Source organism: Sphingobium sp. OAS761, from assembly GCF_024168485.1.
Lineage (GTDB): Bacteria > Pseudomonadota > Alphaproteobacteria > Sphingomonadales > Sphingomonadaceae > Sphingobium.
This window is the reverse complement of the sequence record NZ_JALJVY010000019.1, coordinates 1-19,310: the sequence shown is the minus strand read 5'-3', so window position 1 is coordinate 19,310 and position 19,310 is coordinate 1. Positions and strand designations below refer to the sequence as shown.

The following is a 19,310-nucleotide window of genomic DNA, read 5'->3' as shown; positions in this document are numbered from 1 at the left end:
AGGATAGCGAATTCCTGCATAGGAATAAGGGAAGGGCGAGGATGGCTGACGGGATCGGCTGGGATTTTATCATCGTCGGTGCGGGGTCGGCAGGCTGCGTGCTCGCCAACCGGCTGTCGGCGGACGGATCGCGCGTGCTGCTGCTGGAGGCGGGCGGGCAAGACCGCAACCGCTTCTTCCACATCCCCGCCGGTTTTGTGAAGATGTTGGGCCGGCCCGACAGCGACTGGGGCCACGTCTCGCAGCCCGAGCCGGGGCTGGGCGGTCGGACCTTGCCGCACTTCAAGGGCAAGGTGCTGGGCGGTTCCAGCTCGATCAACGGCCTCATCTATGTGCGCGGGCATCGCGCCGATTTCGACGGCTGGGCCCAGGCGGGCTGCACCGGATGGGACTGGGACTCGGTCTTCCCTTATTATCTGCGGTCTGAAGATTTCGGCGGCGCAGCCGGTCCCAATCATGCCAAGGGCGGGCCGCTCGGCGTCGAGCGATCGCCCTATCGCGCGCCTGCGCTGGACCGGTTTGTCGCGGCATCGGTCGAGGCGGGGCTACCCGCGACCGACGATTATACCCTGCCCGACCCGGAAGGCCTGTCGACCGCCTATTCGACGATGCGACGGGGCGAGCGGTGCAGCACGGCGACGGCGTTCCTGCGTCCCGCGCTCGGCCGCGCCAACCTGCGGCTCGAAACCCATGCCTTTGTCGAGCGCGTCCTGTTCGAGGGCAAGCGTGCCGTGGGCGTCGTCTGGCGGCAGGGGGACAAGCGCCATGAAAGCCGCGCGGGCGAGGTGATCCTGGCGGCGGGCGCTCTCAAGTCGCCGCAGCTGCTCGAGCTGTCGGGCGTGGGGCAGGGGGAGCGGATTCGGCAACTCGCCATCCCCGTGGTCCACGACCTGCCGGGTGTGGGCGAGAATCTGCAGGACCATGTCGCGCTATCCGTGGCGTATCGGCTGCGAGACATCGCATCGGGAAATCAGGATGCGCAGGGCAGGCGTCTACTGCGCGAGATCGCGAAATTCTACCTGTTCCGCTCCGGCGTGCTGACGATGACGCCGGGCATGGTGTCGGGCTTCGCCTATGTGCGACGTGACGCCGCCTCGCCCGACCTGCAATTTATGGCGCGACCGTTCAGCAGCGATCCGAAAAGCCGGACTTTCAAGCCGGAGGATCAGCCGGGCATGAGCGTGGCGCTGTGCCCCTGCCGCCCGCGCAGCCGGGGCTGGACGCATGCCGTCAGTTCCGATCCGGCGGCTAATCCCGAATTTCTAGTCAACTTCCTGACCGACCCAGAAGACATGCACGTCATCCTGGAAGGGGTGAAACTGACCCGCAAGATCATGGAACAGCCCGCCATCGCTGACGTGGTGGCGGGCGAGACTGTGCCGGGGCCGGACCTGACCGACGATGCTGCGCTGGAGGCCTATGTCCGCCGCTCGGCGTTCAGCGCCTATCATGTGGCGGGCAGTTGCCGCATGGGCACCGATTCGATGGCTGTGGTCGATCCCCGTTTGCGCGTTCACGGCTTGGCCGGTCTGCGGGTTGTCGACGCCTCGATCATGCCGTCGCTACCATCCGCCAACACCAATGCCCCTACGATCATGATCGCGGAAAAGGCCGCCGACATGATCCGGGAAGATCAAGCTTGAGGAAGGCTTGCCATGGCCGCAGTGTGAGGCTGGTTCGCCCCTTGGTGCTCTGAGCAGTCTTCTGGGCTCAACACTGTCAAAAAAAGGGACGGCGAGCCGGAGCGCGCTGTCACCTTTGCAGTTCATCAGAAGTTGGCGGTTAACGTCAGCCCATATTCACGAGGTGCGCCTTCGAACGACGGGTTGATGTTCAGTCCAAGCGGAGCGAACCCCGCATTGGAGTTGTAATACTCCTCATCGAAGATGTTCTTGCCCCATAGCGCGATGCTCAGTCCGTTTTTGAGGTTAAGCGCTGCCCGCGCATTCACGACCTCGCGTGGGGCGAGCCGTGTCAGGGCACTGAAGGCGGTAGTCGCGTTGGCGAACTGCTCGCTGGTGTAACCATAGGTCGCGCTCAGCGCGTAGGTGCCGTAGGATACCGGGATATCATAGGTTGCGGTAAAAGACGCCTTCCATTTCGGTGAAAGGACGGGGACGAACACAGCCGGGTCCGAGACCGTCACGTCCGTATAGCTGCCCGAAGCATCCAGCGTGAGACTACCCAGTCTCAAAGTGGACTCCACCTCTACCCCCTGCACCTTGGTCGTGCCCGGCAGGTTGGCGACGAAGGTGGTGGTTAGGCCCGGGCTCAGCGTCAATGGAACGATCGTCGCCTGCTGCTGATCTTTCACCCAGCTGTGATAATAGTCGATGTTGAATTTCAGCTTGCGATCGAAGAGCAGGCATTTCAAGCCCACCTCCACGTCCGTCAGCGTTTCCGGGCTGAACGGTGCGGATGAGTCGAAGCCAATCTCCCCGGTAAACGGGTTGAGCGCCGTGGGATCAAGTCCATAGCCGCGCGCCTGCTGACCACCCGAACGCGAAGCGCGGCCTGACTTCGCATAGAGCAGCACGTCGGGCGCGACTTTGTAGTCGAGGCCGAGCGTCCAGGATTCGAAGGATGTTTTGGCGTCGCGGGTCAGCGTGCAATCGGTGGCGCTGCGCACCACCAGGCCTTCCTGTGGGGCCAGAAACGGGCAGAAGGTGTTCAAACGGCTGTTATTCTCAATCTTTTTGCCATCCCAGGTATAACGACCGCCGATCGTCGCGCTGAGCCGGTCGGAGATGTCGAACACCAGATGGCTGAAGACCGACTTACTTTTGTTGAACGCGTCGCTCGCCGAAACGCGGTAGTCGAGACCGTAGAAGGCGAAGGAGTCGGTGCTCTCGCTGCCTTTCTCGTCAAACCAGAAGCCGCCCACCAGCCAGTGCAGCCGATCATCAATGGCATCGCCGGTCAGCTGCAGCTCAGCCGAATCCTGCTTCATGTCCATCGTGTAGCTGGCGTCGAGCAGGAAGGCGTCTGAGCCGTCGACATCCGAGCGAACCTTCACGTCGACCTCGCGATGGGCCAGGATCAGCTTGGCTGTCGCCGGCCCTAGGTTCCATTCGACCGTGCCCGATGCGCCCCATTGCGAGAGGTTGGAGAACGGAATCAGGTGAGACCGGCCCACCCGGAAATCCCTGCCCTCTGGGGAGAAGGAGAAGCCCCGGTTCGTGGGATCGAAGACGTTGCCGGAGAACACGTCGCCCAGATTGTTGCGAGTCAGGATGCCGTTGGCGTTGTTCTTCGTATAATCGGCCGCCAGGGTGATCGTCAGTGCCTCTGATGCTTTCGCGACCAGGCTACCGCGAACCGACTTGAAGTTCTTGTCGTTGGTGTCGACGACCGTGCAGGTGGGGACGGCGCCGACGCCGATGGATCCGCCGTCGGTTACGATCGTCTTGGTCCAGCCATCCTGCAACCGCATCGTGCCCGCCACCCGGATCGCCAGGAGGTCTGGCACGATTGGCAGGTTGATGCCCGCTTCAGCGGCGATATAGTTGCAATTGCCGTAGCTCAGCGAAACATAGCCGCCTGCGGGGGCGGAAGGATCTGCCTTCTTGGCGATGATCTTCACGCGCCGCCGGTCGTGTTGCGGCCGTAGAGCGTGCCCTGTGGACCTTTGAGCACCTCCACCCGCTCGACATCGAACAATTCTGTGATCTGTCCGTTGGCGCGGCCCAGATAGACGTCGTCGAAATAGACGCCGACCGACGGATCGACGGTGATGACGTTGTCGGCTTGCACCTGACCGCGCAGGTTGACGACCGCCGAGTTTGCCGCGCCAAACTGGTTGCCGATGCTCAGACTAGGCGTCGACAGCTCGATATCACGGGAATCTCGCAGTCCTTTTTGTACCAGCGCTTCGCCCGAATAGGCAGTAATGGCGATGGGCACGTCCAGCATGTTCTCAGCCCGCCGCTGCGCAGTCACGATGATGTCGGCCACGCCGGTCTGGGACTGCTCGACCTCGGCGGCGGCCACCCCTGTTCCGTAAGCCACTCCAAGCGCGACAGCGGCCGTAGCAATAAACAGATATCTTTTTTTACTCTCATCCTCCCCCTACACAAAAAAGCTGCGCTCATACGGCAACGCGACATGAGCGACCTTTTCATCGATTAATTTGGAATTTGAGCTTCGGGCCAAATAGGTTGACCTGCCGCGAGCACGCATTTCATGCACGCGGCTGCGTGAACCACAGCCTTGATCTAGCTCTCCCCTTCGCTCCCTGTTTTCGAAGCTGTTGATATATTGATATAGTTCTTTTATCGCTTTGAAAAGCTGAAAAGCGAGGCGCCATACATGCACCGGATCGGTTACGGTCCGGGCTGTCGGGCCTGAGGAGAGGACTGATATGGCTTCGATCGACACGGCATCCGCGCCATCGTCGTCAGGCGCACACCTTGCGCCCGCAAGTGGCGGCTACCGGATATATCTGCTCTTCCTGTGCTGTTTCAGCTTCTTCGTGGCGGGTGTCGACCGGCAGGTGTTTGCCACGGTCATGCCTGCGCTCAAAGGCGAATTCCAGCTCTCCGACACCATGCTCGGACTGCTGTCGGGGCTTGGCTTTGGACTGACCTACAGTCTGTTTTCCATTCCCATGGGCCGGTTGGTGGATCGCGCAAATCGCAAGTTGATCCTGTGCGGCTGTGTCGGTTTGTGGAGCGCAATGACCTTCGCCTGTGGCGCAGCGGCGTCAGCGGTGCAATTGATGATCGCAAGGCTCGGCGTCGGCGCGGGAGAGGCCGGCGTCAGCCCTGCCGCCGTATCTATGATCGTCGATCTTTACGAGCCGCAAAAGCGGGCGCGAGCAGTGGCCTTCTATCCCATAGCCGGCGCGCTGGGGATGAGCGCTGCCTTGCCGGTCGGCGGCTATCTCGTGGCGAATCACGGATGGCGCTCCGCCTTCTACATCCTCAGCATACCGGGGTTGCTGCTGGCGCTCGTCATCTACTTCACCTTTCGCGAACCGCGTCGCGGCGCGCATGACACGCCGCAGACGGAAGAGGTCGACACGTCCTTGCTCGCGTCGATCGCCGCCGTTGTCGGCCAGCCGGTCATTATGCTGCTGTTCCTGGCTGGCGGACTTGGGTCGATGGTAACGGCGATCGCGCACTGGCTGCCAAGCTTCTACCAGCGCTCGCATGGCATGGACCTTGCGCAGCTGGGCGCTATTCTCGGGCCTGTTGTAGGGGTGGCCAGCCTTACGGGCATGTATCTGGGCGGCTGGCTGGTGGACCGGGTCGGCGGCGAGGGGCGCATGCACCGGACCTTCTTCGTGCTGGCGCTGACATCGCTGGCGCAGGCCTTGTCCGGCACGCTGATGCTGGCGGCGGACAATCTTGTGCTGTCCTTTATCTGTGCCGCCATCTGGGGCGTAGCCTCCACATGCTGGGCGCCGGCGGGTTTCGCGCTCAGCCAATCGCTTGTGCGGCCGAATGTCCGCGGCACATCGCTGGCGATCATGAACATCTTCAACAATGTCGTTGGCTATGGGCTCGGTCCGCTGGTGATGGGAGTACTCAGCGAAGAGATGAAGGGCGATACAGGCGTCCAGTCGCTGCGCTGGTCGCTGGTTGCCGTTTCGGCGGTGCTGGGCGTGCTGATCGCCGGGATTTACGTCTACACCGGCCTGTTGCAGCGCCGCAGGCAGGGTGCCGTTCCAATGGCCTAGAGCGGCGATCTGATTGGATCAGGCGCCGCTCCAAGTTCTTGTCTTCCACGATTTCTTAATGAGCGATCGGTTCCACGCTGTTCAGCGTGTCGACGTCGCGGCCCGCTGCGACCGCATGCCCCACGCTCCCTCAGATGCGCGACAATGGTGCGCCCGGTTCCCGAGGTACAACCGTCACAGTGCACGCATTGTTTCTACTCCTTGGTCTTCCGCCGAGACTTATTAGGTTTTTCTACCTCAGCAAGGCCATCCATCAGCCAGTCATGACTCATCTTCGCGCAGCGCCGCGCTGCCACCACCGCCAATTCGTCGTCACAATCTATCACCGCTTGCGCCAAGCGCAGCCGTTCACGCCGGTAGGCGGAAAGCCGCTCTGGGTGGCCACGGTACATGTCGCTTTCCCGGTGCACCATCGAGGACAGGTCGAGGAGGATTTCGAGAAACAACGACAAGGTGGCGCTGCCGGAAAGGTCGCCGAGCAGATGGTTGAACGCGCGTTCTCGCTGGAGAAAGGTTTGAAACTCCAAATCTTGTCCTGGCGGTTCATCCTCTGCCAGGAAATCGGCCATTGCGGTGCGTAGCGCATCATCCTTCGACAAGGCTGCCAGGCGGGCAATCTCCACGCGGATCGGCCGGACTGCATCGGCCAGTTGCCTGATGCCGACGCTGCGTGAGCGCAAATATTGCGAGACAATATGAGTCACGACATCCGCATCGGGTCGTCGGACGAAGAAGCCGCCACCTACGCCGCGCCGCGCCAGCAGCAACTGCTCCTGAATGATGAGGCCCGCGGCCTGCCGCAATGTCGGGCGGCTGACATTGTAGCGCAGAATAAGGTCTTCCTCAGACCCCAGGAGGGCACCGTCGGGTAGCTGAAACACATCTTCCCGGATGCGATCCGCCACTTGATTGACCGCTGAAGCGCCGGGTGCCTGCATCCGCCTGCTTCTCTCCTTCTGTCCTGCGCAATCCAACTCGCGCTCCCTGATGGTTCTTTCGTATGCCAGCGGACATTCCTTATGAAGCACAAGATACAGGATTCAATGGGTAACGCGCTGTTGCCCCGTGACAACGTAAATCCGACATCCCCGAGCGGACCATTTTGGGCAACCGTGCCACGCCGGCATAGTCCTTACCAGAAGAAATGGTGCGCCAGCGTGCGGCGACGGATCGCATATACCTCGTCGCATTGCTCAGCGGAAAAAAAACGGGCGTGTCGAGATGCGGGATCGAAGGCAGGTCGCTTGCCCGCGGGATCTTCAGCGTGGCCGGGTCGCCGCGCAGCACATAGGCCAATCCAGATTGGGCCCGGGAGCGCGCCGGTCATCGCCTGCACCTCCCAGCTGCCGAGGCGGGGCAGCAGCGGATCGACGTTGTGACATTCACAGTTCATTGCCTGGCGGAACATACGGTCAGTTCTGGACGATCTTCGCTTTGTCTTCAGGCCCCTGTACAGGCCGGGCGGCAGTGTTCTGCCCTCCCGGCCTAAGCCGCAGCGCCTTTAGTCAGGCGGCGCGGATGATTTCCGCCGCGCGCCATGCCAGCGCCGCGACAGGCGCCGTGGTGTTGCAGGATGGTATCGTCGGGAAGACCGATGCGTCCACCACACGCAGCCCCTCGACCCCGCGCACGCGCAGTTGCGGGTCTATGACGCTTGCCGGGTCGCTGCCCATGCGGGCCGTGCCGCAGGTATGGAAGCCCCAGGTCCCCTTGGTGCGGATCGCCTGCAAAATCTCCTCGTCGCTCTCGACCTCCGCGCCTGGTAGCGTTTCGTCCGTAACCAGGTCCGACAGGGGAGCTGTGTCGAACAGCTTGCGGACATAGCGGACCATCTCCACGCTGACATGGCGGTCATAGTCGGTGTCGAGCGCATTGGGCGCGATCACCGGCAGGTCGGCGGGGTCGGCGGAGCGCAGCGTCACCGTGCCGCGGCTGGTCGGCCGGGTGGGGTAGATCAGGCATTGCGCGCCCGGCTCCTTCTCGAACATCGGGCGGGGCGCGCCCGGCACGCGGGAGAAGGGCGAGATGAAAAGCTGCGTGTCGGCGGTGCGCGACTGCGGCACAACCTTGGCGAACCCCATCAACTCATGCGAGCCGTAGGAGAGTACGCCCGTCTTGGTCAGATAATAGCGGATGCCGTTCAGGATCAGCCGCCAGCCGGAAAATTGCGGATTGTGGCTGAGCTTGTCCTTCAGCTGATATTGCAACGCGATGCCGCGATGCTCGGCCATGTTCGTGCCGACCGACGGGCTGTCCTGAAGCACGGCGATGCCATGGGCCGTCAGATGCTCGGCCGGGCCTATCCCGGACAGCATCAGCAGCTTGGGCGTTTCGAACGCGCCGGCGCAGACCAGCACCTCACGCGTGGCGGAAAGCGTCCGCGTACCGCCGGCTATCGCCAGCTCCACTCCGGTCGCGCGCCGCCCTTCGAAGAGGATGCGGTTCGCCCGCGCGTTGGTAATGACGATCAGGTTCCGGCGGCTGCGCACCGGCGTCAGGAAGGCGTCGGCCGCGCTCATGCGCTTGGCATTCTTTATCATGTGCGCCATCGGGCCGATGCCGGCCTGATCTTCGCGATTATTGTCTGGGCGCACGGGCAGGCCATTGGCGCGCGCCGCCTCCAGCACGGCGTCGTTCACCGGATGCCTGACCTTGTTGACGCCGACATGCAGCGGGCCGCCAGCACCGCGCATCTCGTCCGCACCCAGCTCATGATCCTCGATCTCGCGAAAGGCCTTGAGCATGGTCTTCCAGCCCCAGCCGGTCGCGCCCATCGCTTCCCATCCGTCATAATCCTCCGGCTGACCGCGTGAATAGGCCATGCCGTTGACGGAGGTAGAGCCGCCCAGCGTCTTGCCCCGCGCCCAGACATAAGCCTGTCCAGTGGCGTCCGGCTCGGTCGGATAATGGGTGACGAAGGGCGATCCGGTCAACAGCTTGCCGAAGCCCTTGGGCATGTCGATCAGATAGTTCTTGTTTGGCGGCCCGGCCTCCACCAGCGCCACGCGGATCGCCGGGTCTGCGCTCAGGCGATTGGCCAGCACGCAGCCACCAGGGCCCGCGCCGACGATCACATAATCGAAACTGTCCATATCCTCCCCTGTTCGCTTCAGTCCAGAAACACCGCGCGGCGGGTGATCCGCCAGCCTTCGGGTGTGCGCCGATAACTGTCCTCATACTGGCCGGTGACGTCCTGACCGCTGGTGGTGCGCGCCTGGAATCGAACGCTGGCGCTGGCCTCGTCGCCGTAGATCTTCGTGTCGGTCTCCAGCACCTTGTGATAGCCGCCATTGGGGGGCGGCATGTTGACCACCGACTTGACGAATTTTTCCCTGGTGCGGATTTCCTTGCCGCCGATCTGCACCAGAACGGCGTCGTCGGTGTAGAGGTCCGCGAAAGCCTGCGCATCGCGCGCGTCGAAATGGCGCGCATAATCAAGTTGCAGTTCGCGGATCGCTTGCTCGTCCGTCATGATCCTCTCCGGCTGTAATACGAGCGAGGCGGTCAGACTATGCCTTCGGGCAGGCCCAGCACCGTCTTCGTCTCGGTGAAGGCGAGCAGCCCTTCCTTGCCGTTCTCCCGCCCAATGCCCGATGCCTTGAAACCGCCGAAGGGCAGGCGCGGGTCGATGTAGAAGGTGTTGACGCCATAGGTTCCCGCGCGCACACGCTGGCACACGCTGTACGCGCGGTCGATGTCTGGGCTGAACACGGCGCCGGCCAGGCCATAGGGCGTGTCGTTCGCGATGCGGATCGCTTCCTCATCATCGCCCTCATAGGGGATGACGACGCCCACGGGGCCGAAAATCTCCTCCCGCGCGATCGTCATCTCGTTCTTGACGTCGCAGAAGAGGGTCGGGGCAACGTACCACCCGCGCGGCAGGTCGGTGGGTCGACTGCCGCCGCGCACCAGCGTGGCGCCTTCGGGCTTGCCGGTGGCGATCAACCCTTCGATCCGGGTGCGCTGCCGCTCGGCGACCATCGGGCCGACCGTGGTGGCAAGGTCGAACGGGTCGCCGGTGACCAGCGTTTCCATCTGCGCCGACAGCGCCTCGACGAACTCGGCCTGCCGCCGGGCGGGGACGAGGATGCGGGTCAGCGCGGCGCAGGCCTGGCCGCTGTTGAAACCCAGGCCGAAGGGGATGGCGGTCTTTGCCACGGCTGCCGCGTCGGCATCGTCCAGTGCGATCAGCGCCGACTTGCCCCCCAGTTCCAAAGCGACACGGCGCAGGTCGCGGCCGCAGATCTCGGCAATGCGGCGGCCGGCGGCGGTGCTGCCTGTGAAAGCGATCTTGTCGACATCCTTGTGGCTGACCAGATGCTCTCCCGCCTCGCGCCCGGCGGGCACCAGGTTGAACACGCCGGCGGGCAGGCCGGCGGCTGCGCAGGCGTCGGCCAGCACATAGGCGTCGAGCGGCGCTTCGGGCGAGGGCTTGGACACCATCGTGCAACCTGCCATCAGCGCAGGCGCGAACTTCATGAGCAGCAGGGTGAGCGGCCCGTTCCACGGCGTGATAGCGCCGATGACACCCACCGGCTCGTTGCGCACCACCGCCGGGCCGACCTGCCCCATGCGGGGATGGGCAAAGCCGACTTCCTTCGCAAGATCGGCATAATAGTCGATAAGGTTGCCTGCGCCGTCGGGGAAGCGGCCGAGCATGCTCATAGGGCCGCCCATCTCGGTTGAGACCAGTTTGGCGACCTCCGGCCCCCGCTCGCGCATATAGGCCGCGACCTTGCGCATGATCGCGCCACGCTCCTCCACCGACATGCGCGGCCAGGGGCCGTGGTCGAACGCCTTGCGGGCCGCCGCCACGGCGCGGTCGATGTCTGCGGGCTGGCCGGCAGGCACGGTGCCGACCACTTCCTCCGTCCGGGGCGAGATGATGCCGATCGTCTCAGACGAGGAGGGGGTGACCCATTCCCCGTCAATGAAGAAGGCGTCACGCGAAAGCGGAAGAGTAAAGCCCATCAGTCCATCCCATCAATATCAGATTTTCTATTCTTTTATCTCTATCTGCCAGGATTGCAACGGCGGGCTGGCGGCTATGGCCAAGTCTCCTAGACCAGAGGCAGCGCATTCATCGTCCCGATGATGCCGCTGCCGAAGATCGGCGACCGGTCCGGATCGAGGGCGAAGTCGGGCATTGAAGGCGAAGCGACGAACGGCTGTTGTCCGCCCACTCGCCGGCCCGGCTCATGTCAAGACAGTTTCATCCAGACCGACTTGGTTTCCAGATACGCGTCCAGGCCGTCGGCGCTCAGCTCCTTACCCCAGCCCGATTCCTTGTAGCCGCCAAAGGGCATCGACGCGTCCAGCATCGAATAGCAGTTGACCCAGACATTACCCGTCTCGATCCGCGCCGCCAGCTTATGCGCGGTGTTGATGTTGGTGGTATAGATGCCGCCGCCCAGGCCATAATTGGATGCATTGGCGAGCGCGGGGATCTCGTCCAGCGTGTCGAAAGGGGTGGCGACCAGCACGGGGCCAAAAATCTCCTCCTTCACGATGGTCATGTTCGCGTTGACGTTGGCGAACACGGTCGGGTTGACGAAGAAGCCCTTGCCATCGACCGGCGCGCCCCCCGAAACGATCTCCGCGCCTTCCGACAGACCCGTCTGGATATAGCCCTGCACCCGGTCGCGCTGCTTAGCGGAGACGACGGGGCCGAGTATGGTGTCCTCGTCGAGGCCGTTGCCGACCTTCAAGCCTTGGAGCACTTGGCCGATGCCCGCCACGACTTTGTCGAACGACTTGCGCTGCACGAACAGGCGCGATCCCGCAAAGCAGACCTGGCCGGTATTGGCGGCGATCGCCATCGCCGCGCCGGGGATGGCGATGTCCATGTCGGCGTCGTCGAAAACCACGCAGGGGGACTTGCCGCCCAGTTCCAGCGTCACCCGCTTCAGGTTTCCGGCCGACGCCTGCACCAATTGCTTGCCGACCGCGGTGGAGCCGGTGAAGCTGATCTTGTTAATGCCCGGATGATTGGCGATGGCCGCGCCCGCGCCGCCGCCGAAGCCTGGCACGACGTTCAGCACGCCGGCGGGCACGCCCGCCTCCAGCGCCAGCTCGCCCAATCGCAAGGCGGTGAGCGGCGTCACCTCCGATGGCTTCTGCACGATCGAGCAGCCGGCGGCGAGCGCGGGCGAGACCTTGATGAAGAAGGTGCCGATCGGGCCGTTCCAGGGCGTGATGAGGCCGACGACGCCGATCGGCTCCTTGCGCGTATAGACATGGAATTCGCCGGGCGCCGACACGGCGCTGGAGGCGGTCTGACCGTAGATGCGCGTAACCGACCCCGCGAACCAGCGCAGCCAGTTGGCGCCGCCCGCGACGCTGCTCCGCGCAAAGGCACGCGGCATGCCATTGTTCATTGTCTCCAGCAGCGACAGTTCATCGCCATTCTCCTCCACCAAGTCGGCGAAGCGCAGCATGATGCGCGCCCGCTCAGACGCTGGCAGGCTGCGCCATACGCCGCTCTCGAAGCTCTTGCGCGCGGCGGAGACAGCCAGGTCGATGTCCGCCGCATCGCCCTCGGCCACAGTGGCGATCACTTCCTCGGTGGCGGGGTTTACGACCTCGAATGTCTTGCCCGACCGGGCGGGCACATGCTTGCCGTCAATCAGCAGCAACTTGGTGCCCGCGAGAAATGCGGGCGCATCAGGACGTTCCAACAAGGTGGACATGCCGCCACTCCTTTGTGTTCAGTTGTTTCGCGGTAAAGTTTGTTCTCAGTAAAGAATTACGGATCGCAGGGTGTCGCCGCTCTTCATCAGAGCGAAGCCCTGATTGACCTCGTCCAGCGTGAGCCGGTGGCTTATCAGGTCATCGAGGCGCAGAAATCCGCGTTCATACCAGTCGGCGAGACGAGGGATCGCGCTGCGCGGCTTTTCCCCACCGAGTAGCGCGCCTTTCCAGGACCGCCCGGTCATGAACGCGGCGGGATCGAAGCGCAGTTCCGATCCCGATGGCGCGATGCCGACGCTGACTGCCTGTCCATCCGCGGGCGTGGTGCAGGCGAACGCCTCTGCCATCAGGGCGGTGTGGCCCACGCATTCGAAGGCGCAATCGACGCCCGCGCCGGTGAGCGCGCGGATCGCGGCTGGAACGTCCGGCGTCTCGCGCGGATTGATGAAATCGGTCGCACCATAGTCACGCGCGGTCGCCTCACGCGCTGGATTGATATCGACCCCGATGATCCGCGCCGCGCCCGCTATCCGGGCACCTTGCAGCACACACAGGCCAATGCCGCCCAGCCCGAAAATCGCGACCGAACAGCCCGGCCACAGATCGGCCGCCGTCAGAGCCGATCCCACGCCGGTCAGAACGCCGCAGCCGATGTAACAGGCTATTTCCGGCGGCACAGCAGGCGTCACTCTGGCGAGCCGTATCTCCTCGATCACGGAATGGTCTGCGAAGGTCCCCAGCGAGGAAAAGGCCGCAACCGGTTGTCCTTCGAAGCTGAACGGGGACTCCGGCCGGCTGAACATGCGCTCGCACAGGTTGGTCCGCCCGGACAGGCAGTTGGTGCAAGCGCGGCATTCAGGGATTGGCGTCGGGACGACATAGTCGCCCGGCTTCACGCTGGTGACGCCGGGGCCGCAGGCGACGACCACGCCAGCGCCCTCATGACCGAGCAGGATGGGGAAGCCATAGCTTGCGATCTTGCCTTCCAGCATCGAAAGATCGCTGTGGCACAGGCCAGCCGCGAGCATCCGCACCATCACCTCGCCCTCGCGCGGGGCGCGCAGGTCTAGGGTTACGATCTCCAGCGCCCGGTCGGCGGCGAAAGCCACGGCCCCGCGCACCTTCATGGCTTGGATGCTCACGCCTGCTGCCCTTCGCGGACCATAAACTGGTCGGCGAGTTGGGTTTTGACTATCTTGCCCATGGCGTTGCGCGGCATGGCTGGGACGACGATCCAGTCCGCAGGGGCCTTGTATGCGGCGAGGTTGGCCTTGCACAGATCACGCAGGCGCTCCAGCAGTCGTTGCTCTTCGTCGTCGGACAGGCCATCCGTCTCGATGAAGGCGGCGACGGTCTGGCCCAGCCGCTCGTGCGGCCTGCCCAGCACGGCGCAATCGCGCACCTGCGCGTCCATCCGCAGCACACGCTCGACCTCGGCCGGATAGACGTTAGCGCCGCCGCGCAGGATGAGATCGGAACCCCGGTCGCGGATATGGAATTCGCCGCTTTCGTCCTGAAGGCCGACGTCGCCGGTATGTACCCAGCCGCCGCGCAACAGCTTGGCCGTCGCCTCAGCCCGGCCCCAGTAACCGAGCGTTGGTTTGTACACGTTTGCCCATGGTCCCTTGTCGGTGGCACGGATCGCGATCTCCCCGATTTCGCCACGCGGCACTTCCGCGCCGGTTTCGTCGAGGATTGCGAGATGCAGGTGCGGCAGGGGGCGGCCGATGACACCGGCCCCCTCGGGGCTGGCCTCATGCGTCTTGGCGACGCCGTTGGGGCCCTCGGTCAGGCCGTAGCCGATCGTCATGCGCCGGCCGAACCGTTCGCGATACAGTTGCGGCAGTGCCTGCGGCACGGTGGATCCGCCGACGACCAGCCAGCGGAGCGAGGCGATCTGATCCTGGTCGATGTCGGGCCGGGTCAGCAGGTCCTGGATCAGCGTCGGGACTATCGAGATATTGGCGATTTTTTCCTGTGCGATCCATTCGGCGACGCCCTGTGCGTCGATCCGGTCCAGGTTCACGTGCGGGGCACCCGTGGACAGCGCGGCCAGCGGCCCCAGGATCATGCAGTTGAGGATGGTGAGGGGCAGGGCGGTGCCGCGCACCGTTTCCGGGACGCCGTCGCCGCTATATTCGACAGAGATGGTGGCAGTGACCATCATATTGTGCTGGCTGTGAACGACGCCCTTGGGAAAGCCTGTGGTGCCGCTGGTATAGGCGATGCCGGCCGGTGCCCAGGGATCGATCGTTACGGCCGGACGGGGCGCGCCGCGATGCGCTTCGATCGCGCGCGCGAGGTCGCTGTCGGGATCGCCTGGGTCCAGCGTCATCACATGGCGCAAGCCGTCGCCGATCCACGCCCGAGCGGTTTCCGCGGTGTCCGTGTCACACAGGAACAGGGCAGCGCCGCAATCGTCTATCAGATACTTCTTTTCAGGAAGCGCCAGCGCGCGGTTGATGCCGACCCACACCGCGCCGATGCGCTGGCTGGCGAGGAAAGCGATAACCAATTCGTTATGGTTGCTCGCGCAGCCAGCGATCCTGTCGCCCTCACTGATGCCGATCGCGTTGAAGGCCGCCGCGGCAGCATTGGTCGCCTCATCCAGCTCGGCATAGGTCAGCCGCCCGAAACGCCCGATCAGAGCGGTTGCGTCGGGCCGTTCGGCCAGTGCCCGGTCGAGCACGCTCGCGACATCGCGGGGACCGTGCGGGTTAGGAAGCAGCGGCGAGGCAGCAGGCAGCAGACCGCACGCGCTCAAGCGCGCCTCGCTCCAATAACCGCTTGCCTGCATGCCTGCTCCTCCTTTTCCGGCGACTCTGTAGCGGTCGCACTCTTGACGTGGCGCCCCGTTCGCGGACAGGAGACTAGAATTGATATACCGCAATTACAACCATGTTCGAAAGGTGGAGAGGCCATGGAACTGAAGGGAAGAGTTGCTGTCGTGATAGGATCGGCAACGGGTATCGGCGCGGGCGTCTGCCGCGCGCTAGCCGGAAGGGGGGCTGCGGTGCATCTGTGCGATCGGGATTTGGGCGGCGTTCAGGCGTTGGCGGCGGGATTGCAAGCCGCCGGCGCGGACGCCACGGCGCATGAGGTGGACGTGACCGACGAGGCTTCCATCCGGCGCGCGGAATTGGACATTCGCGCGCAGCGCGGCCGTATCGATCTGGTCCTCGCCAATGCGGGCGTCATCAGCCTGAAGCCTGTCGAGGCTACGACCGTGCAGGACTGGCAGTGGATCATGGGCGTCAACCTGATCGGCTGCGTCAGCAGCGTGCGAATCTTCCTGCCGGGCCTGCGGGCTCAGGATACGCCCTCTCGAATCGTCGTCACCAGCTCCCTCGCGGCGTTGCGCACGCCGGATATGGTCGGCCAGACCATGTATATGGCAAGCAAGGCGGCGCAACTCGGCTTCTGCAACGCGCTGCGCACCGAACTGGCCGATGGACCGGTAGGCCTGTCCGTCGTCTTCCCCGGCCCGGTCGCAAGCCAAATCAAGCAGAAGTCAGAGCAGATCCGGCCGGGCTCGATCGAGTTGGAAGTGCCCAAGGCGGTGTTCGGCGCCGGTCCCATGCCGCCGGAGGAAGCGGGTGAGCGGATCGTGCGCGGCGTGGAGCAGGAACAGCCCTATATCACCACCCACCCGGGTGATGGACCGCTCGTGCGCGAGGCGCAGGACGCGATCATGCTGGCCTTCGCTGGCGACTGAACAAGGCTGGGCGCCGGTGAAGCGAAGTTGCCGGCGCGCCTCCCCCCGGATCAGCGTTGCAGGATCGCCTGCACGGCCGCCGCGCGATCCGCGATCTCGCGCTTGGGTGGCACGCCGAGGCCGCGCTGCACCGCTGGGCGCGCATGCATCCGCTCAGTCCACGCCTTGATGTTCGGATAGTCGCTCAGCGAGACATCGGCATAGTCGGAGATGATCATCCACGGGAACATCGCGATGTCGGCGATGCTGTAATCGTCCGCCAGCCATTCGCTCACCCCCAGCCGGTCGTTGACGATGCTGTAGAGCCGCTTCGTTTCGTTGACGTAGCGGGCAGCGACGCGGGGCAGATCCTCACCAAAATAATGCAGGAAGACATTGGCCTGTCCCTGCATCGGACCGACGCCGCTGGTCTGGAGGAAGACCCAGCTGTTGACCCGGCCGCGCGCCTCCGCGGTGGCGCCAGTCAGCTTGCCGGTCTTTTCGGCGAGGTAGACGAGGCACGCGCCCGATTCGAAGATCGCTGTGCCGCTTTCCCGATCGACGATGGCAGGGATACGGCCGTTGGGGTTGATCTTGAGATAGTCGGGGCGCTTTTGCTCCAGCTCGCCTAAGTTCAGATCATGGACCATGTAAGGCAGGCCCAGTTCCTCCAAAGCGATGGCGACCTTGTACCCGTTAACCGTCGATGCCGTGTAAAAATCGATCAAGCGCTCTCTCCTGCTGTAAATTGCATGAAATGGCTGCCCCGTCATCGGCGCATCCGACTCTCGCTAAATATCTATATCAATGCTTGATCATAAACCCAGGCACTTCTATCGCGCCGTCCACGGCCGAACCAGAATTTTCCCGACAATGAAGAGTTTCAAGCGCCCCAAATTCGACAAGACAAGCGCGGCGCCGTTCGTGCCGTGAGGGGCGGATCTGGAAGGGCGGCGCACCATCGTTGCCCCGGGGCGCGAGCAGTGCGGGCTAAGCGACGGTCGACGCCTATCCGGTGCCCGGCGCGAAGATGGTGTCGCTCGACATCCTGCCCGGGCCGACGGATAGCGGACGCCCCGCCGGCCATTTCCTCATGCTGATCTGCGACGTCAGTCAGGAACAGGCCGGGCATGCGCGATGTCCGCCTTTTTTGCCGCGGCAACGTGCTTCTAAGATTTGCGTGGCAAAAGTGCCAATGCAATCGCTTCCTCTATTGATATACAGGAATTATAAGAATAGGGATCGTGACAGAGGTGAGATGAGGAAAGGCCATCACATGAAAATGGAAGATATGATCCTCGTTAGCGTCGACGATCATTTCGTCGAGCCGCCGACGATTTTTGACAACCACACGCCTGCGAAGTTCAAGGGCCGCTTCCCTCAGATGATCAAGACGGAGGAAGGGGCGGACGCCTGGAAGATCGAAGACCGTATCATCCGCAGTTTCGGTCTCAACGCCGTGGTGGGACGCCGGCCCGAAGAGTTGGGGATGGAACCGACCGCGCTCGATCAACTGCGCAAGGGCTGCTACGATGTGCACGCCCGCGTCGATGACATGGACGTCAACGGCATTTTGGGCTCGCTCAACTTTCCTTCCTTCGTGGGTATGGCCGGCCAGAATCTGGAGCAGATGGCTGACAAGGAATTGGCGACGGCGATTGTTCGTGCCTGGAACGACTGGCATATCGACGAATGGTGTGGAGCCTATCCAGAGCGCTTCATCCCCTGCTGCATTGTTCCGACCTGGAATCCGTTTGAGGCGGCAGAGGAAATCCGCCGCTGCGTCGCCAAGGGCTGTCATGCGGTGAGCTTCCCGCCTAATCCGACGCTGACCGGCCTGCCAAGCCTGCATTCGGAATATTGGCATCCGCTCTGGAAGGCCTGCGCCGAGAACAACGTGGTCATCTGCCTGCACATTTCCGACGCCAGCGCTGCCGCGCCGTCGGAGGACACACCGATCGACGCCTATATCACCAACATGCAGGTCAGCCTCTATGTGACGGCATCGGATCTCACCTATTCGCACATTCTGCGGCAGTTCCCTGACATCCGCTTCGCGCTGTCGGAAGGCAGCATTGGCTGGGTGCCGCACTGCATGGAGCGGATGGACATGGTGCGCCAGCAGCACGGCGCCTGGACCCGCCAGGATTTCGGCGGCAAGCTGCCGAGCGAGGTGTTCAAGGAGCATGTCTACACCTGCTTCATTTCCGACCGCACCGGCATCAAGCTGCGTCACGACATCGGCATCGACAACATCACTTACGAGAGCGATTATCCGCATGCCGACTGCCTGTGGCCTCACGCGCCCGAGCAGCTGTGGAAGGAACTGGGCATGATCCCCGAGGAGGAAATCAACAAGATCACCCACCTCAACGCAATGCGGCAATATAGCTGGAATCCGTTCGACAAAATCAAGCGTGAGGACGCGACCGTTGGCGCGCTGCGCGCCCGCGCCAAGGCGAAGGGCGTGGACGTCAGCTATATGGCGGGCAAGGGCGGCGAGCCCCCGAGTGTCGATCTCGGTCCTGTTCGCATGAAGGATGTCCGTGAGCAGCTCGCCTTCTCCCGCAAGAAGGAAGCTGTCTAACGAGACAAGCTCCTGTTGGACGGATCGCCATTCGCTGCCCGCAGCGGGCTGAACCGCGATCTTCCTGAAGTTTTCCACTATATTCGGACGGACTGGCGTGGCCGCTCCGTCCGCCCTTTTATGCGGTCGTCCCAGCCGCCATGGGTGGCGACCGCAACCGAGATCGATGCGCTGACCGACGATCCCTGGTTACGGGTGGCGAGCCGGAATGGGAATGGCTGCGCGACAAGGAATGGGCATTCATCGGTTCGTCGCCGGTGGTGGAGGCGGTCGCAAATCTTGCCCCGTCGGACGATCCCGCTGCAATCTGACTTCCCCACGGCGCATCGGGAAGCTGGGAACCGCTGAGGGTGGAACAAAGCTCCGCTTGATCCCTCGCCCTCTCGTCACACCGCCGGGACCGGCAAGCCGCTCGAAAATGCCTTCGCTGCGCGGAAGCTGGCTCGATAAAGGCCTTAGCGCGCTCCCGATAGCACAACCAGGCGTGACCCGCGCCCTGCGCGACGCACCCGTTCCTTCAGCGCGAGTATGAAGGCTGACGTGCTCCCCTGATTGTTACCAGTCATACCAACCTGCATTGATCACGACCCACATGCCCATTTGCGGCGTCCGATTGTCATGATGCGCCACGGCTGATCGACGAGCCTGTTCCAAGCTTC

14 protein-coding genes are annotated in these 19,310 nt (G+C 63.5%); 4 read left to right on the top strand and 10 right to left on the bottom strand.

Annotation, left to right across the window (positions count from 1 at the left end; translation table 11 throughout):
- Positions 1-41: 41 nt before the first annotated feature.
- Entirely contained in the window at positions 42-1,643 is a 1,602-nt protein-coding gene (locus J3E64_RS19640; RefSeq protein ID WP_253344881.1) for a GMC family oxidoreductase, read from the top strand.
- A gap of 125 nt (positions 1,644-1,768) precedes the next feature.
- Here J3E64_RS19640 and J3E64_RS19635 read toward each other — a convergent pair whose 3' ends face one another.
- Together J3E64_RS19635 and J3E64_RS19630 are read right to left on the bottom strand one after the other, a co-directional pair.
- The gene (locus J3E64_RS19635) at positions 1,769-3,583 is read right to left on the bottom strand and encodes a TonB-dependent receptor (protein ID WP_253344880.1); all 1,815 of its coding nucleotides are present in this window, start codon (positions 3,581-3,583) and stop codon (positions 1,769-1,771) included.
- On the bottom strand, positions 3,580-3,990 hold the full coding sequence (locus J3E64_RS19630; RefSeq protein WP_253344879.1) for a Plug domain-containing protein: 411 nt from the start codon (positions 3,988-3,990) through the stop codon (positions 3,580-3,582). Before J3E64_RS19630 ends, J3E64_RS19635 begins: the two co-directional genes overlap by 4 nt.
- Before the next feature lie 370 nt (positions 3,991-4,360).
- Here J3E64_RS19630 and J3E64_RS19625 point away from each other — a divergent pair, with 370 nt between their 5' ends.
- Positions 4,361-5,680, top strand: coding sequence for an MFS transporter (locus J3E64_RS19625; RefSeq protein ID WP_253344878.1), 1,320 nt, complete (start codon positions 4,361-4,363; stop codon positions 5,678-5,680).
- A 194-nt stretch (positions 5,681-5,874) separates the two neighbouring features.
- Here J3E64_RS19625 and J3E64_RS19620 read toward each other — a convergent pair whose 3' ends face one another.
- From J3E64_RS19620 to J3E64_RS19590, 7 genes are all read right to left on the bottom strand, one after another.
- Complete coding sequence (locus J3E64_RS19620) at positions 5,875-6,618, bottom strand: FadR/GntR family transcriptional regulator (protein WP_253344877.1); 744 nt, start codon at positions 6,616-6,618, stop codon at positions 5,875-5,877.
- Between the two features lie 567 nt (positions 6,619-7,185).
- Complete coding sequence (locus tag J3E64_RS19615; RefSeq protein ID WP_253344876.1) at positions 7,186-8,772, bottom strand: GMC family oxidoreductase; 1,587 nt, start codon at positions 8,770-8,772, stop codon at positions 7,186-7,188.
- Between the two features lie 17 nt (positions 8,773-8,789).
- Positions 8,790-9,152, bottom strand: coding sequence for a nuclear transport factor 2 family protein (locus J3E64_RS19610; protein ID WP_253344874.1), 363 nt, complete (start codon positions 9,150-9,152; stop codon positions 8,790-8,792).
- 32 nt (positions 9,153-9,184) lie between these two features.
- On the bottom strand, positions 9,185-10,651 hold the full coding sequence (locus J3E64_RS19605; RefSeq protein ID WP_253344872.1) for an aldehyde dehydrogenase: 1,467 nt from the start codon (positions 10,649-10,651) through the stop codon (positions 9,185-9,187).
- A gap of 230 nt (positions 10,652-10,881) precedes the next feature.
- Positions 10,882-12,369 (bottom strand): aldehyde dehydrogenase, encoded by a 1,488-nt coding sequence (locus tag J3E64_RS19600; RefSeq protein WP_253344870.1) that lies wholly within the window; start codon positions 12,367-12,369, stop codon positions 10,882-10,884.
- A 45-nt stretch (positions 12,370-12,414) separates the two neighbouring features.
- Positions 12,415-13,512: a zinc-binding dehydrogenase gene (locus J3E64_RS19595; RefSeq protein WP_253344868.1), complete on the bottom strand. Its 1,098-nt coding sequence runs from the start codon at positions 13,510-13,512 to the stop codon at positions 12,415-12,417.
- On the bottom strand, positions 13,509-15,167 hold the full coding sequence (locus J3E64_RS19590) for a class I adenylate-forming enzyme family protein (protein ID WP_253344866.1): 1,659 nt from the start codon (positions 15,165-15,167) through the stop codon (positions 13,509-13,511). Before J3E64_RS19590 ends, J3E64_RS19595 begins: the two co-directional genes overlap by 4 nt.
- A 123-nt stretch (positions 15,168-15,290) precedes the next feature.
- On the opposite strand from J3E64_RS19590, the gene J3E64_RS19585 reads away from it, so the two are divergent.
- The gene (locus J3E64_RS19585; RefSeq protein ID WP_253344864.1) at positions 15,291-16,085 is read left to right on the top strand and encodes an SDR family oxidoreductase; all 795 of its coding nucleotides are present in this window, start codon (positions 15,291-15,293) and stop codon (positions 16,083-16,085) included.
- A 50-nt stretch (positions 16,086-16,135) separates the two neighbouring features.
- On the opposite strand, the gene J3E64_RS19580 is transcribed toward J3E64_RS19585, so the two are convergent.
- Positions 16,136-16,792 (bottom strand): glutathione S-transferase family protein, encoded by a 657-nt coding sequence (locus J3E64_RS19580; RefSeq protein WP_253344862.1) that lies wholly within the window; start codon positions 16,790-16,792, stop codon positions 16,136-16,138.
- 302 nt (positions 16,793-17,094) lie between these two features.
- Between J3E64_RS19580 and J3E64_RS19575 the strand changes: the two genes are divergently transcribed.
- Positions 17,095-18,651, top strand: coding sequence for an amidohydrolase family protein (locus J3E64_RS19575; RefSeq protein ID WP_253344860.1), 1,557 nt, complete (start codon positions 17,095-17,097; stop codon positions 18,649-18,651).
- Positions 18,652-19,310 lie beyond the last annotated feature (659 nt).